This window comes from Pseudomonas sp. p99-361, from assembly GCF_003935475.1.
Classification (GTDB): domain Bacteria; phylum Pseudomonadota; class Gammaproteobacteria; order Pseudomonadales; family Pseudomonadaceae; genus Aquipseudomonas; species Aquipseudomonas juntendi.
This window is the reverse complement of record NZ_RHQO01000104.1, coordinates 1-12,354: the sequence shown is the minus strand read 5'-3', so window position 1 is coordinate 12,354 and position 12,354 is coordinate 1. Positions and strand designations below refer to the sequence as shown.

The following is a 12,354-nucleotide window of genomic DNA, read 5'->3' as shown; positions in this document are numbered from 1 at the left end:
TCGTCCAATGACGCTGTAGGTGCCTGGAAAATTGCAACTTGCCGCGGCTGCACGACAAGTTGATCGGAGCATCCCTAACGTTCCCACATAGCATGTGAAAAGGACGTGAATAGTATCGGGCGAGGGCTCTCGCGTACCGCTTGCGTAAACCCAAACTGTGTAAGCCTAAACCAGGCCTTGTGGGATGCTGGGCAAGCCCTGCTCAATTTCGGCCAACCTTGACTCCCATCGCAGGCGCATTTCGTCCGCACTGCCTATGCAGCCAGGCATTTTCCGAATACTGTATGCCTATACAGCAATAGAGAATACCGCCATGACAGGCACCAATCTGCCGGTAATGTCGATCCAAGAGTGGCGGCAGCTGCTCAACGACACCGAGGCCCTGCTCCTTGCACCTAAGAAACATCACAGAGAGCTTCTGCACCAAGCATATGCATTACGTGATATGCATGCCGTGGACTCAGGAACCCTGGCCGATATGTTGGAGCTCGTGGACGAAGCACTGATGTACGCCCACTCCGTCCAAGCTGATCAGCATTGGTAGGCTAAAAACCCGCCCGGGTGGGACGGCGTCGTGTGGGAGAGCAAGGGCGAAAATGTGGTCTAGCGGTTGCGTAAGGTATCCAGTGCAGGTGACCAGACGTTATGTCCGCAGCGTTCACAGACGACTGAATCCTGAGGCTCATGGAAGACTGGGAAGCCGCAGCTGACGCAGCAATGTAGGCCAGCGTTCGGCGGCGCTAGGTACTCTGGACGATGTTCGACTGGCAGCACTGATAACCCTGGCCGGGTGTCATCTGGCCCATAGAAATACAAACTAAGATCGCCATCAGTTTCCAATAGGCCCAGTCGAACCTGGCCGAGATGCTCCACGCCTTGTTGGCGCAGCTCCATGAAGAGCTCGTTCGACGAGATGTTCAAATTTCGCAGGGAATGGATCTCGTACATGCCGTCCTTTACGACGGTGATGGGTAATCCATCGATCCAGGCCTCGCATGTTCTGCTGCGTCTCATCATGTAGACGGTTCCACGATAGAGCAGCAAAAGCGTGAGGAAAACCAATGCGACCGGGAGGAGAGGTACATCCTCGTAAAACGTCACATCGCCTGCGGCTGAGCCCAAGGTGAGGATCACCACGAGCTCGAATCGGGAGAGCTGCCTGATTCCACGGCGACCACTGAATTTCAAAAAGAAGAACACGGCTAGAAACGCCGCTAAATTTAAGTAGGGCGAGCTGAAAATGGTTTACAGTAACCCACTAATTTCATCCGGTATTTGAGGAAGCATCTATGTCCCGTCTTGCAGAATTCCGTAAGCTCGAGCAAACATTGGCCGCACAGCTGGCCGAGCTTGAAGCCATGAAAGGCTCATCCGAGCTGCAAGCAGAGATTGAGTTTGAGACCAAATTACGTGAGCTGTTGAGCAAATACGGCTACAGCCTGCGCGACATCATCAACATCTTGGATCCTCAAGCGAACCGTCGTGCCGCCGCTCCTACAGCAGCTGAAAAGGCCCCGCGTCGTGCGCGACAGGTGAAGCAGTACAAGAACCCACACAATGGTGAAATCATCGAAACCAAAGGCGGCAACCACAAGCTGCTGAAGGAATGGAAAGCCGAGTACGGCTCTGATGTGGTGGAAGGCTGGCTCGCCCAGTAACACGCTCCACCGATGGTTTGCTAAAGCCCCCTTACGGGGGCTTTTTCTTTGGTGACGCTGTCAGGTAATTCATCTGGGCGAGCTATCGCCACCCACAGCGTAAACGTACCTCGTACCAGCGACTGATCTGTGATCATCGGCGACGCATTTCGTCCGCAGTACCTATGCAGCCAGGCATTTTCCGAATACTGTATGCCCATACAGCAATAGAGAATACTGCCATGACAGGCACCAATCTGCCCGTAATGTCGATCCAAGAGTGGCGACAGCTGCTCAACGACACCGAGGCTCTGCTCCTCGCACCTAAGAAACATCACAGGGAGCTTCTGCATCACGCATATGCGCTACGTGATACACACGCCGTAGACTCTGGAACCTTGGCCGATATGCTGGAGCTCGCCGACGAAGCATTGATGTACGCCCACTCCGTCCAGGCTGATCAGCAGTGGTAGGCTAAACACACGCCTTGATGGCAGCGCGTCGTGTGGGATCGCTATGGCGAAAGGAAGAGATCGTGAAAAGAGATCTGAGCAAGGTACTCATGCCTGACCACCCCCTGTACACCGAGGCTGTGGAGGCACTCAAGCTGTACCACCAAGCCCAGGCTAGAGGGGTAGTCGGAGCGGAGCTGGAGCGGCAAGCTGATGGCCGAGCACCGCTTCCAGGCGGTCACCGACTACCAGTTGCACGCCCTAAGCGGGCCCACAGAGAAAGGTCATTAACAGATGGCCTGCATCAGGTCGATACCCTGCATGCAAGGGGTGGAAATTTGCCATGTACGTGACCAGTGATTTTTATCGATGCTTACCAGCCGTTTGCATTCGACGTGGCCAGCCATTTGCAATCGTTACCACCAATCGCCCACATGGCTTAGAGGCGCAAGCAGCACTTTACGATTGACTACTAACGACCCATTGCGGCCCGTCGGCATCGGCAGACACCGGTCAGAATTAACCGGCCCTGCAGGGAGTTAAGGGCCATCGATTTAAGGCTGAAGGTATCTGCCAAACCGTGGGCGATTCAGTCCACCCCACTTGGAATCGTCGCAATCCCCTCGCAACGAGCGCTTTTTCACCCCCCTTTCTGTACTCGACACCTCACGGATCGTCTCAGAGCTGCTGGCGATGCTGACAGTACGCTCCAAAATGAGGGGAGTTGAAAGTTAGAGCAAGCATTCAAAACAATACGCAGAAAGATTTCGGGCGAAATTTATTGTGAGCCCTCTTGCGTCTATGTATGAGCCTAGCTATTACTTAGGTCTCCAAGGGAGGGGGGATGGAAAAATGCAACCAAGATTCGTTATCGTTCCAGCAGTACCTATAGAAAACGAATCATTTCAGATTGGAAGTCGGTTTTACGCCGCTACCACTTCGGGAGGGTTCGACATCTACGACAAACAAGAAAAAATAAGAATAAAGCGGAATTTTCCGAATAAATCGCTAGCCATAACAGAATGCGAAAAGATGATTTCTGAATCGCGCAACCCGTCCGAGCTATTTTCAATAATGCGAACGGAATGACTTTCTACCGGAGATAGCCCCATGGCCCCATCCACGGACAAGACATTTTTTTATTACGGCGCTATCGCAATCGTAGCTGCCTTTGTATTCATATGCATGGCTTATGAATTTTCGGAGGCACATCTGATATGGGCAATCATACGTCAATATTAGAGGGGCTGATGATTCTGACAGGGTCACTGGTAGGTGCCGGGCTGACAGCACTTCTATTCGACTGGGTCATATAGCTACCGAGCATTGAGCACTCTGTGCCACCCATTTTTTACCCTTCCGCTGCAGCAGTGGAGTTTTTCACATGCCTAGCAAGCAGGTTGCAAACGAGCAGGCAAAACAATACAGCGATGATGAGCGTGTGACCCTTGTAAGAAAATTCTGAAGCTCTGGCCGACCACTAAATGATTTCTGCACAATCAAAGGCCACCCTTCTTATCATGAAAGCGACCACTTTCGAGATTTCCAATAGTGCGAGCTTAAGCCGCAATACACTCATGGCAAACCAGTTTGATCACGAGCAATTGAATCCAATTGTCGAAAGCAGCCGTTCGCGACCGTCCGCATACGACCCATTGCGGACATCGGTGAAAGACGGTTCAGCCTGCGCTTTTTCTCACAGGTAAATGTAAGACTGGCAGGACAAACTCGCCTCAACCTGCTGACCTCACGCCATCTCAGGTTAGAAATGGGGCATAATTCTACGGCAGCCCAAGCAACTCACGTCTTACCTCCAAGGCTATAGCTGCATAGCCCTTCTTGATACCTTTCTTCGCTACCGAGTAGTCCTGCTGAGCTGATACATCCTCCCACCTCTCTACGGTTTCAAGCTCACGGTGGGTGATGTCCGTATCAAGCTCAAACGTAATGAATTTTTCATTTTGCGTGAGAAGTAGTCCGAACAGGCGGGGCATTCCGGGAAAGTCGATATCCAATTTGAGGATGATGGTTTTTGACCAACATACTCCTTGGCGCTCAGCGTAATTAGCTAGGCTGACGGGCACGCCCCGGTCACGCCAAAAGCTGGCAGTCAGCGCGATTTCACTGGCAACAACCGCAATCTGCTCTTGCACACTCAGTTGACGCTTCTTCAAAAGTCTGTCGATATCCAAGACAATCCCTCAGAGATTTCGGGGCAGCAATAATGGACTGCTTAGATCAAACATGTCGATTTGGACGCTTCGTGGCCAACCACGGACGATGGATTTCGCACATTACACTGTATTCCACCAGGCGGCTCGCCAAAAGCGCTAGCCGTGCTTGCCTATATCGTCAATCAATGACTGTTATAGGTCGATATCGGTCGTGAATGGCTGATATCGCCTCCAAACCGATGCTCACAAAGACTACAGTACAGGCTTGATCCCTGAGTCGCTGTGCTTGCGCCTCACCGGAACGTCTCCTCACTGATTTTCACAGACCGCCTTCAGACCAAGAACTGTAGTTGGCGTTTGGCCAAGCTGGGTACGGGTAGCAACGACCATATTGGCACCCGTATCACCTTCCAGATGGTATGGCTTGCCCTCGCACACTTTTTCGGCCTTTTGATTAATATTCTCCAGCAGGCCTTCCCTTGAGTCGAAGATACTGCCGTGACTGGTAATCATAAATTGGTCGGGAGCAACTTCGTTCGCCCCTGTGAATGTGCAACCGGTTAGCCCCAGGCTGAGGCTTGTGATTAAGGTAAACTTTTTCAAAATATTCGATCTCAGGTATGCGGCGGCGAGAGTGACGGGGCGATATAGTAATAAAGAATGCTGCATACCAACAAGCCAAGAAAGACTTCATCAAATTCGCGCCATAGGCATATACCGGCCGCGGTAAGCAGCGTTGGCTGATTTCCTAGACACCTTGAACGGCAGCTATGGGTCGTTAGCTGCCAATCGTGGCTGGCTGCTTTCGCCCCTCAGTCATACTTGCGACTGGTCAGTTGGAGTGCAAGCGGCTGGTTACGTCGAATGCAAACGAGTTTTCACAGGGTGTAAATGCGCAAGGAGCACCTGACTATTCAGCGGCCCATCATGACGTGAACATTCCGGCAATGATCCTGGCATCGAGAAGAGCGTGGTGAGGTAACTCTGCCCCATCGTTTGTCGGAGACAGTGTGGTCGCATCTGTCGGACGATTTCGGACATTTTGAGGCCAGCGACCAGCGTCGTAAGCGAGCTCGCAAAACAGCTCCCAATCGTACTCGGGGGCATCGGTAACGATCTCGAGTTCAGCCTCGAAAGATGCTAAGAAGGCGAGCAGCGCTGGCCTAGCCTCAATGATCGGCATGGCATACTTACCGCCCCAGAGCTGTGGCAGCACGATCTCCTTCACGAACTCGCTGCAGTCCTCTACGACCTTGAGAGATTCGTTATGACCTGGAAGGCCGAGATGGAGTACCTGGATATACCCCGTGCCATCCGGCAGGATGGACGCTGAAAATGAAGAGGACGATCCTGGGAATGGCAGAGGCCGGAGAGCCCCTCTTACAGCAAGCCCTCGAAGCCATCCGAGCCCACCAGAAGGCCGTTGATGAAGGACGACCAGCTGATGAAGTGGCTCGCCTCCGCTTGGAGGCTGACCACCTGTACCAGACCGTCATCGACTATCAATTGCTCAAGGCCGGCAGTCTGGGTCAGACACAGCACTGATTTGCGAAATGGCAAGCGGAGCGCGCAGGCCCACGATGGGCCAGAGGCGAGAAGATGGAAGCCCGATAGGGCCGGAACCTGGCGAAGCCAGGGTGCGGTTCACGACAGCTGTCCCCGCAGGGGCGAGCCTTAAGCGTTACACCTTGACTTAAAGGCGGAGCGCTTTTTCCGCATGCCTTATGGCTATACGGACGATCAATCCGCGAAGGCGAGCTCTGCTTGCATGCAGTTCGACTCATGACCGCTCCTGGCTCTACGGGGCACGTGACGCATTTGGTGACCAATCTCTGGGATCACTCGAAGGCCGGGCAAGCCATCCTTCCGCTGCAAATCTTCGATCTCTAACTGCAGCTTGGAGATCAGCTCAGAAGGAGGCTTACCGGTATCCTCGCTGAGTGTCAGGGTGAGGAGGGTAATTGGACTAAGCTCCAAGCGTCGGCTCACCTGATCGAGCTTGTCGAGCGTGATGCTTGATTTACCCAGCTCAAGCTTTGACAGGTAGGTGCGGCTTGTCGTGTCAGCAAAGTCCCGCTGGGTGATATTACGCTTGCTGCGCAGTGCGCGTAGTACGCTGGCGAAGGAGGCTTTGAGCGTCATGCTTCAGTCTCGGCTTTGGATATTTCGATAGGTGGCTACGTTTTCAGCTTCCAGCCTACCACGGCTGGAAAAGAGCGCTCTCATGCGTATACCTTTGAATGACGCCGCCACTGCTCGCTTAAGGGCCGCTACTCGAGGACAAAATGTGAACGTAGGCGATTTGATTGAAGAGCTCCGCAAGTATGATCCCGACCTACCAGTTTTGATTCCGCGATCTGACTGTTCAGCGTTAGAGGACGCTATCGCGTGTTACCAGGATGTTGTGCGCGAAGGGCAAATCATGGGCTACGAGTCGCTGAGCTGGTTCCCTGGGGAAGCCGATGATCCTGCCGCCGATAAGCGTCAAGTCGTGGTCATCGACTCCAGTCTGCCTATCCCTGCGTGAGCGAAATGACAATGAAGCGGAAGGATCTCAGCAAAGTGTTGATGCCGGACGATCCGATGTACACCGAGGCCGTCGAGGCTTTGAAGCGGTACCATAAGGCTCAATCCGGGGGCGTCACTGGTGTGGAGTTGGAGCGCTTACGGATGATTGCCGAGCAACAGTTCCAAGCGGTGACAGACTATCAGCTGGGTGCGCTCGGAGGGACGGCCCCACGAAATCATTAAGGGGCGGTGTATTACCGCGGCAAGACGTAATGAGGCATTGATGCCTTAGCTGTGTCTCCTTTAGCAGAACAATCATCCCTAAGGATGCTGGCGCTTCTCGGTAGGCTGGGTGGAACACATAAATCGGAGACATGGATGATGGTGCAGTCAACCTCAAACCCGGAAGCTTGGGTCGACATGGAGGCTGCGACGCTCTCAGCTCGTTTCAGCAAGTACTGATAAGTGATGTTAGGCCACGACTGATCGGACTGGACGGCCGCTGACCAGACTATAAGCCGCTGTCAGAACATGACCGCTGCAGTCTTTGGCAGAGGCGGTAGCAAGGCTCAAGGCGCGCACGACACATGGAGTTGCGTCGTGCAGGCTGGCGCTCAAAGAGTTCGCGCTGCGTTTGTAGGTAGAACCCACCGATCACAGCTACGTTTCAGGTAGGATAACAGAGCCTCTGCAGCCCAAGTCGGGTCTGCAACTGACCTGCTTGAGACTAGCTATGACGCGGCCCCTGGACGCCTTCATCGACCTTGACCGTACTTTTTCCAAGATCCCATTCGATTCAGACGCTTCAGACGATGTAGATCTGAGCAGTCGGCTTAGCAGGAGCGGAGAACTTCGCTGGGCAGACTTGCTTCAACATCAACGAGTCATACTGCTCTCTGAGGCGGGATCGGGCAAAACCGCTGAAATCCGGAACGTCACCCGCCAGCTCCGTAGCCAGGGAAAAACGGCCTTTTTCCTGCGGATCGAAAACGTCTACCCGGATATGGAAGACGCAATCGAAGAAGGCAGCTTCGAGGAATTCGAAAGCTGGTTAGACTCCGGTGCGGAAGGCTGGCTGTTCATGGATTCAGTAGACGAGGCTCGGTTAAAAGATCCTAGAGACTTTGAGAAAGCGATCCGCAAAATCGGCCGCTTGACGCAACGCCTTGGCGCCAAGGCGCACCTACTCATTACCGGGCGCAGCACAGCGTGGCGCGCCAGGACAGATCTAGCGATCTGTGAGTCGACGTTTGCCTTTGCGCCCATAGCTAAGCAAGCGCCTGCTAGTACTGCTGACGTACCTGAAGATGAAGCGCACACGGTTCCAACAGAGACAGAGTCAGGTGGGTCGTTCCTTGTAGTGACGCTGGATGATATTCATGGAGAGCAGGTCGACCGGTTCCTCGCGGCCACCGGTGTCACAGATGGTGAAAGCTTCCGCGCTGAACTTGACCGGAGGGATGCGTGGTCGTTGACGACGCGCCCACTGGATTTCCTGGAGCTCGTCGGCTATTGGCACGCTCATCTCCGTATAGGTTCTCGCCTTGAGCTGATGAGAAGCAGCATCGACCGTCGCCTAGAAGAGCATGACCAAAATCGCGCTGAGATCAAACCTATCGCCCCAGAGAGACTCCGCGAAGGTGTCTGCCTCATAGCCGCCGCGACAACACTGGGTCAGATGTCTGCTGTCCGCGTACCGGATGGCGATGCCAATAAAAAGGGCATCCCGGTTCGTTCTGTCCTCAAGGATTGGAATGACGCAGACGCAGGGACACTGCTAAGCCGGCCGATTTTCGAGCCTGGCATATATGGAACGGTTCGTTTTCACCATCGCACAGTCCGAGAATACCTAACGGCTGAGTGGCTTCACGAGCTGATCCGCGGTTCGGCCTCTCGTGTCAAGATCGAGAATCTTTTCTTCCGCACTCAATACGGACTGCAGGTAATTAATCCCTCGCTGCGTCCAGTCCTGCCTTGGCTGGCGCTTTTGGATGATCGCATTTGTGCACGGTTGGAGGAGGTTGCTCCAGAGGTATTCTTCGAGGGTGGTGATCCAGGCCAGCTCCCATTAACGACTCGCCGGAACGTGTTGCGTAAAACTTGCGAGCACTTGGCGCAGCCGGCCCATAGCTGGTCGATGACTGACTATTCTGCTGTACAGCGATTCGCTCACCATGACCTCACCGGAGATATAAAAGACCTGCTGGCGCTCTACAGCACAAACGACGATATTACCTGGTTCCTGCTACGCATGGTTTGGCAAGGGGAGGTGGTGGGAGCGCTCGCAGAAGCTAAGCAATTCGCTCTCACTGCACAACACAAGCACACACGTTTGGCAGCAATACGTGCCGTCATCGATTTGGGCACGCCCCAGGACGTCGATGACCTACGCCAAGGGTTGTTGGCCTGTGACGAGGAGGTCAATCGAGAGTGGTTGGCTGAGCTTGTACATGTAGAAGCCTTGCCGCCGGACGAAGAATCAATTCGCTGGCTACTTGCAGCGATCGAGCGAGCCGCGAAGAAGGAACGCTATAGCGGTAGGGACAGCCTGGCGATTAACCTTTCGAACTTGGCAGTAGATTTGCCGCTGGAGTATCTCCCTACCCTTATCTTTGGACTTGGAGCACTTCTGGCCAAGCCGCCTACCATAGATCACGGTTTCATCGCCATCTCGAAAAGGTACATCTGGCTTGCCGAAATTGCTGGTCAATGTGTGCTCCGGCTGATCCATGAGCGCGATCCGTTCGCGCTCGATGAAGCCGCCCTAGCAATCTTGAGCAAGCTCGCTCTAGCTCATGTCTACGATGAGAGGGACATTCGTGAGCTAGGCGAGAACCTCAGAGCAGCCGTGCCCACTTGGCCTGAACTCGACTACAAACTCTTCTGGTATGACGTTGAGATTGCCCGAAAGGGGCGTGTGCATCGCAACGAAGCCGTAATCAACGTATGGCAACTGATCGGATTCCGGCCATTTTGGACGTTGAACAGGGAGAATTTCAGCCTCGCCTGCGCCCAGATTGTTAGCCTCGCCGATTTTCAAGATCGTCACATGGCGATGAGTATGGGCGTTGAAATCTACAAGCAGCATGGCAGGCCGGCTGAGTGGGAGATTCAGCTTCGAAAGGCCACTGAATGTGACTCCGAGCTCAGCGACAAGCTGGAACTCATGTTGAATCCTCCGGCGCGTCAGGTCGAGGCATGGGAGATACAGCAAGCCCAGTGGAAAGAAGAAGCGGCTCAGCGCGAGTATGAAGAAGCGAATCGACGTCGCGAGTGGCGTGAGGGTCTTGCCGCCGATGTCGCGCACATCAACAGTCCCGAGCCGGGTGTGATGACTCGCTGTCAAGCCTATCTACTCGAGGAGATGCGTGATGGTACGTCATCCTCAAGCACATGGAGCAGCGGCAACTGGCAGTCACTCGCTCTCGAGTTCGGAATGCCGGTCGCTCAAGCGTTTCGTGTAGGGGCGATTAATTTCTGGAGGGGCTATTGCCCACGGCTTCCATCTGAAGGCGCGCCGGCGAATACGACTCCATACCAGGTGATTTTTGGGTTGACGGGGCTTGCTATAGAAGCCAAGGAAGAGTCGTCCAGTTTCCTCCAAATGTCTTGCAGGGATGCTGAGTATGCCGTTCGTTATGCACTCCTTGAATTGAATGGCTTCCCAGAGTGGCTCCCTACGTTGTTCAAACACTGGCCGCAATCTGTTCTAGAAATCGTAGAACGAGAGATCTGTTACGAGCTGAGTCAGCCATGCTCGGATTCAGGTGGCAACCATGGCAACCATGTCCTACGCAGGCTGCGCTACGGTGGTGAATGGCTGTATGAAGCACTATCAGCCCCGCTCTTGACTCGGCTGGCTCAACCTGTGAAAACCCTGGAATCCCTTCAACTCGTCATGAGCGTCGTAGTGGAGTCCCCCATCAGTGATCAGGCACTGGCTGAGCTCGCCAGCGAGCGTGCTATCGCAGAGAGCGATCTGGATATCGCGCCGTCTTGGTTTGCACTGTGGATTGGATCGAAACCCGCTGAAGGTATCCCGGCACTGGCGGCTCGTCTCGACTCGCTGCCTTCAGATGACGCCAAAGCTCAATTTGCGATGCTCTGCCTAATTGGCATTGTTGGTGGCCACAATGCACACCGTTGCCGGCAAAACTACAAGACAGTAGGGCACGCCAAAGCGCTGTATCTGCTCGTTAACGAGTACGTACGTATCGCGGATGACATCCAGCGTGCAGGAACAGGCGTCTACTCGCCAGGCCTGAGGGACGACGCCCAGAATGCACGTGATGGATTACTTGCCTTCATTCGAGAAACGCCTGGTAAGGAAGCATTTCTAGCTTTAGAGGAAATTGCTCAAGCGCATCCTTCAGAGAGCCTTCGCCCCTGGAGTGCTTTCTACGCGCAGCAGAAAGCCACGGCAGACTCTCAAACGCCGCCTTGGCCACCAGAGAAAGTCATCGATTTCCATAACTCGTTGGAAAGCAGTCCTACCACTCACCGAGAGCTTTGGAATCTCGCTATCGATCGCTTACTGGATTTGAAGCACGTGCTGGAAGAGAGTGACTCAAGCTGGGCAGAGCTTCTGTTGCCTTCAAGTCAAGAAACCTCGGTTCGCAAATACATTGGTGACTGGTGTAGAGAGCGCGCTGCAGGCCGCTACAGCGTAGTCCAGGAGGAGCAGCTCGCGGACGACAAGCGACCTGACTACAGGTTCCTGAACACCCAGTTCGATGCTCCCGTACCGGTCGAACTGAAGCTCTCGCAGAACTGGAGCGGGCCGCAACATTTCGAGCGCCTTGAGAATCAGTTATGCGGGGATTACCTTCGCGATGACAGGTCGAGCTGCGGAATCTTTGTGCTTGTCAGCCGAGATGATCAAACCAAATGGGAAACCCCAAAGGGTGATCGAGTCGGGTTTGACGGCTTGGTAGCAGCCTTGCAGGAACACTGGTTGAGTATCGCCTCTAGATATCCTGGCGCTGAGGACATAAAGGTCATCGGCATCGACCTTACCAAGCGGGGAGGACAGGCAGCAGCCAAAGCCATCAAGGCCAATCAGGTGGAAGCCGGCCTGAGCGAGGAGGGGTGAAACCTTGGCCGATGTCGTAGAAGGCGAGCGTCAACTACGGCGGTTGCTTTGGGCTCTCTCCGCATTCCAGCCTGGCGATCCCAAAGCGATAGTTCTCCTCCAGGAAATGCACGCAGTTGAGCAAGATTTGGATGATGTCGCTCTTTCCTGCAAGCATCTTCTCGACCAGGTCACTACGTCTGCTCACACCTCAGGCCGTAGGATCGTAGATGAGTTGACCATTCCATCACCATGGCGCGAGCGATTCGCCCAAGCGAGCGTCGGCTCAACACGGTTAGCCGCAGGCCCATACCTGCATGACCTGGAAAAATTCGTTGATGAGTGGGAGAAGGAGATGAGGCATCTCGAGACCCATCGGCAAGCTCTCCACAGGGACTGAGCTAAGTTTGATTCCGCAGGCATGGTGGGTTAGCTGTAACCGTCTGGCCAACTCACCCCTCAGCACACAGACCAGCTCGGACAAGAACGGGTGGAAAACAAAGCCTTGCCCG

The 12,354-nt window shown here is 54.1% G+C and carries 12 protein-coding genes and 3 pseudogenes; 9 read left to right on the top strand and 6 right to left on the bottom strand.

Annotated features, from left to right (window positions below; all coding sequences use genetic code 11):
• The first annotated feature begins 184 nt into the window (after positions 1-184).
• The gene (locus EGJ22_RS26700) at positions 185-544 is read left to right on the top strand and encodes a hypothetical protein (protein WP_223809589.1); all 360 of its coding nucleotides are present in this window, start codon (positions 185-187) and stop codon (positions 542-544) included.
• 59 nt (positions 545-603) lie between these two features.
• On the opposite strand, the pseudogene EGJ22_RS24735 reads toward EGJ22_RS26700, so the two are convergent.
• Positions 604-1,215 (bottom strand): annotated as a pseudogene (locus EGJ22_RS24735) (DUF421 domain-containing protein); the annotation flags it as partial.
• A gap of 74 nt (positions 1,216-1,289) precedes the next feature.
• Between EGJ22_RS24735 and EGJ22_RS24730 the strand changes: the two are divergent.
• The 4 genes and pseudogenes from EGJ22_RS24730 to EGJ22_RS26690 all read left to right on the top strand — a co-directional run bounded on the left by EGJ22_RS24730 (position 1,290) and on the right by EGJ22_RS26690 (position 3,178).
• Entirely contained in the window at positions 1,290-1,658 is a 369-nt protein-coding gene (locus EGJ22_RS24730; protein ID WP_029887809.1) for a histone-like nucleoid-structuring protein, MvaT/MvaU family, read from the top strand.
• 221 nt (positions 1,659-1,879) lie between these two features.
• Positions 1,880-2,110 (top strand): hypothetical protein, encoded by a 231-nt coding sequence (locus tag EGJ22_RS24725; RefSeq protein WP_029887781.1) that lies wholly within the window; start codon positions 1,880-1,882, stop codon positions 2,108-2,110.
• 62 nt (positions 2,111-2,172) lie between these two features.
• Positions 2,173-2,380: pseudogene (locus EGJ22_RS26695) on the top strand (hypothetical protein).
• Between the two features lie 561 nt (positions 2,381-2,941).
• A complete protein-coding gene (locus EGJ22_RS26690) occupies positions 2,942-3,178 on the top strand; it encodes a hypothetical protein (RefSeq protein WP_029887780.1) in 237 nt (78 codons plus the stop codon).
• Positions 3,179-3,870: 692 nt separating this feature from the next.
• Here EGJ22_RS26690 and EGJ22_RS24710 read toward each other — a convergent pair.
• The 3 genes and pseudogenes from EGJ22_RS24710 to EGJ22_RS24700 form a co-directional block, all read right to left on the bottom strand.
• Positions 3,871-4,281 (bottom strand): hypothetical protein, encoded by a 411-nt coding sequence (locus EGJ22_RS24710; RefSeq protein ID WP_029887779.1) that lies wholly within the window; start codon positions 4,279-4,281, stop codon positions 3,871-3,873.
• A 291-nt stretch (positions 4,282-4,572) separates the two neighbouring features.
• A complete protein-coding gene (locus EGJ22_RS24705; RefSeq protein ID WP_172828430.1) occupies positions 4,573-4,932 on the bottom strand; it encodes a hypothetical protein in 360 nt (119 codons plus the stop codon).
• 256 nt (positions 4,933-5,188) lie between these two features.
• Positions 5,189-5,509: pseudogene (locus EGJ22_RS24700) on the bottom strand (hypothetical protein); the annotation flags it as partial.
• A gap of 89 nt (positions 5,510-5,598) precedes the next feature.
• Between EGJ22_RS24700 and EGJ22_RS24695 the strand changes: the two are divergent.
• A complete protein-coding gene (locus EGJ22_RS24695; RefSeq protein WP_029887776.1) occupies positions 5,599-5,808 on the top strand; it encodes a hypothetical protein in 210 nt (69 codons plus the stop codon).
• Between the two features lie 195 nt (positions 5,809-6,003).
• Here EGJ22_RS24695 and EGJ22_RS24690 read toward each other — a convergent pair whose 3' ends face one another.
• Positions 6,004-6,405: a helix-turn-helix domain-containing protein gene (locus EGJ22_RS24690; protein ID WP_029887775.1), complete on the bottom strand. Its 402-nt coding sequence runs from the start codon at positions 6,403-6,405 to the stop codon at positions 6,004-6,006.
• Positions 6,406-6,487: 82 nt separating this feature from the next.
• On the opposite strand from EGJ22_RS24690, the gene EGJ22_RS24685 reads away from it, so the two are divergent.
• The 3 genes from EGJ22_RS24685 to EGJ22_RS24675 all read left to right on the top strand — a co-directional run bounded on the left by EGJ22_RS24685 (position 6,488) and on the right by EGJ22_RS24675 (position 11,863).
• The gene (locus tag EGJ22_RS24685; protein WP_029887774.1) at positions 6,488-6,790 is read left to right on the top strand and encodes a hypothetical protein; all 303 of its coding nucleotides are present in this window, start codon (positions 6,488-6,490) and stop codon (positions 6,788-6,790) included.
• Positions 6,791-6,795: 5 nt separating this feature from the next.
• Positions 6,796-7,014 (top strand): hypothetical protein, encoded by a 219-nt coding sequence (locus EGJ22_RS26685; protein ID WP_029887773.1) that lies wholly within the window; start codon positions 6,796-6,798, stop codon positions 7,012-7,014.
• A gap of 490 nt (positions 7,015-7,504) precedes the next feature.
• On the top strand, positions 7,505-11,863 hold the full coding sequence (locus tag EGJ22_RS24675; RefSeq protein WP_029887772.1) for an NACHT domain-containing NTPase: 4,359 nt from the start codon (positions 7,505-7,507) through the stop codon (positions 11,861-11,863).
• A 274-nt stretch (positions 11,864-12,137) separates the two neighbouring features.
• On the opposite strand, the gene EGJ22_RS26315 is transcribed toward EGJ22_RS24675, so the two are convergent.
• On the bottom strand, positions 12,138-12,354 hold a 217-nt coding region (locus EGJ22_RS26315), incomplete at its 5' end, for a hypothetical protein (RefSeq protein WP_218568209.1).

Excerpts from the sequence above, each read along its gene's own strand:
- EGJ22_RS24730 (WP_029887809.1), top strand. The coding sequence starts at position 1,290 with ATGTCCCGTCTTGCAGAATTCCGTAAGCTCGAGCAAACATTGGCCGCA.
- EGJ22_RS26685 (WP_029887773.1), top strand. The coding sequence starts at position 6,796 with ATGACAATGAAGCGGAAGGATCTCAGCAAAGTGTTGATGCCGGACGAT.
- EGJ22_RS24685 (WP_029887774.1), top strand. The coding sequence starts at position 6,488 with ATGCGTATACCTTTGAATGACGCCGCCACTGCTCGCTTAAGGGCCGCT.
- EGJ22_RS24705 (WP_172828430.1), bottom strand. The coding sequence starts at position 4,932 with ATGCAGCATTCTTTATTACTATATCGCCCCGTCACTCTCGCCGCCGCA.
- EGJ22_RS24725 (WP_029887781.1), top strand. The coding sequence starts at position 1,880 with ATGACAGGCACCAATCTGCCCGTAATGTCGATCCAAGAGTGGCGACAG.
- EGJ22_RS24695 (WP_029887776.1), top strand. The coding sequence starts at position 5,599 with ATGAAGAGGACGATCCTGGGAATGGCAGAGGCCGGAGAGCCCCTCTTA.
- EGJ22_RS24690 (WP_029887775.1), bottom strand. The coding sequence starts at position 6,405 with ATGACGCTCAAAGCCTCCTTCGCCAGCGTACTACGCGCACTGCGCAGC.
- EGJ22_RS24675 (WP_029887772.1), top strand. The coding sequence starts at position 7,505 with ATGACGCGGCCCCTGGACGCCTTCATCGACCTTGACCGTACTTTTTCC.
- EGJ22_RS26700 (WP_223809589.1), top strand. The coding sequence starts at position 185 with ATGCTGGGCAAGCCCTGCTCAATTTCGGCCAACCTTGACTCCCATCGC.
- EGJ22_RS26690 (WP_029887780.1), top strand. The coding sequence starts at position 2,942 with ATGCAACCAAGATTCGTTATCGTTCCAGCAGTACCTATAGAAAACGAA.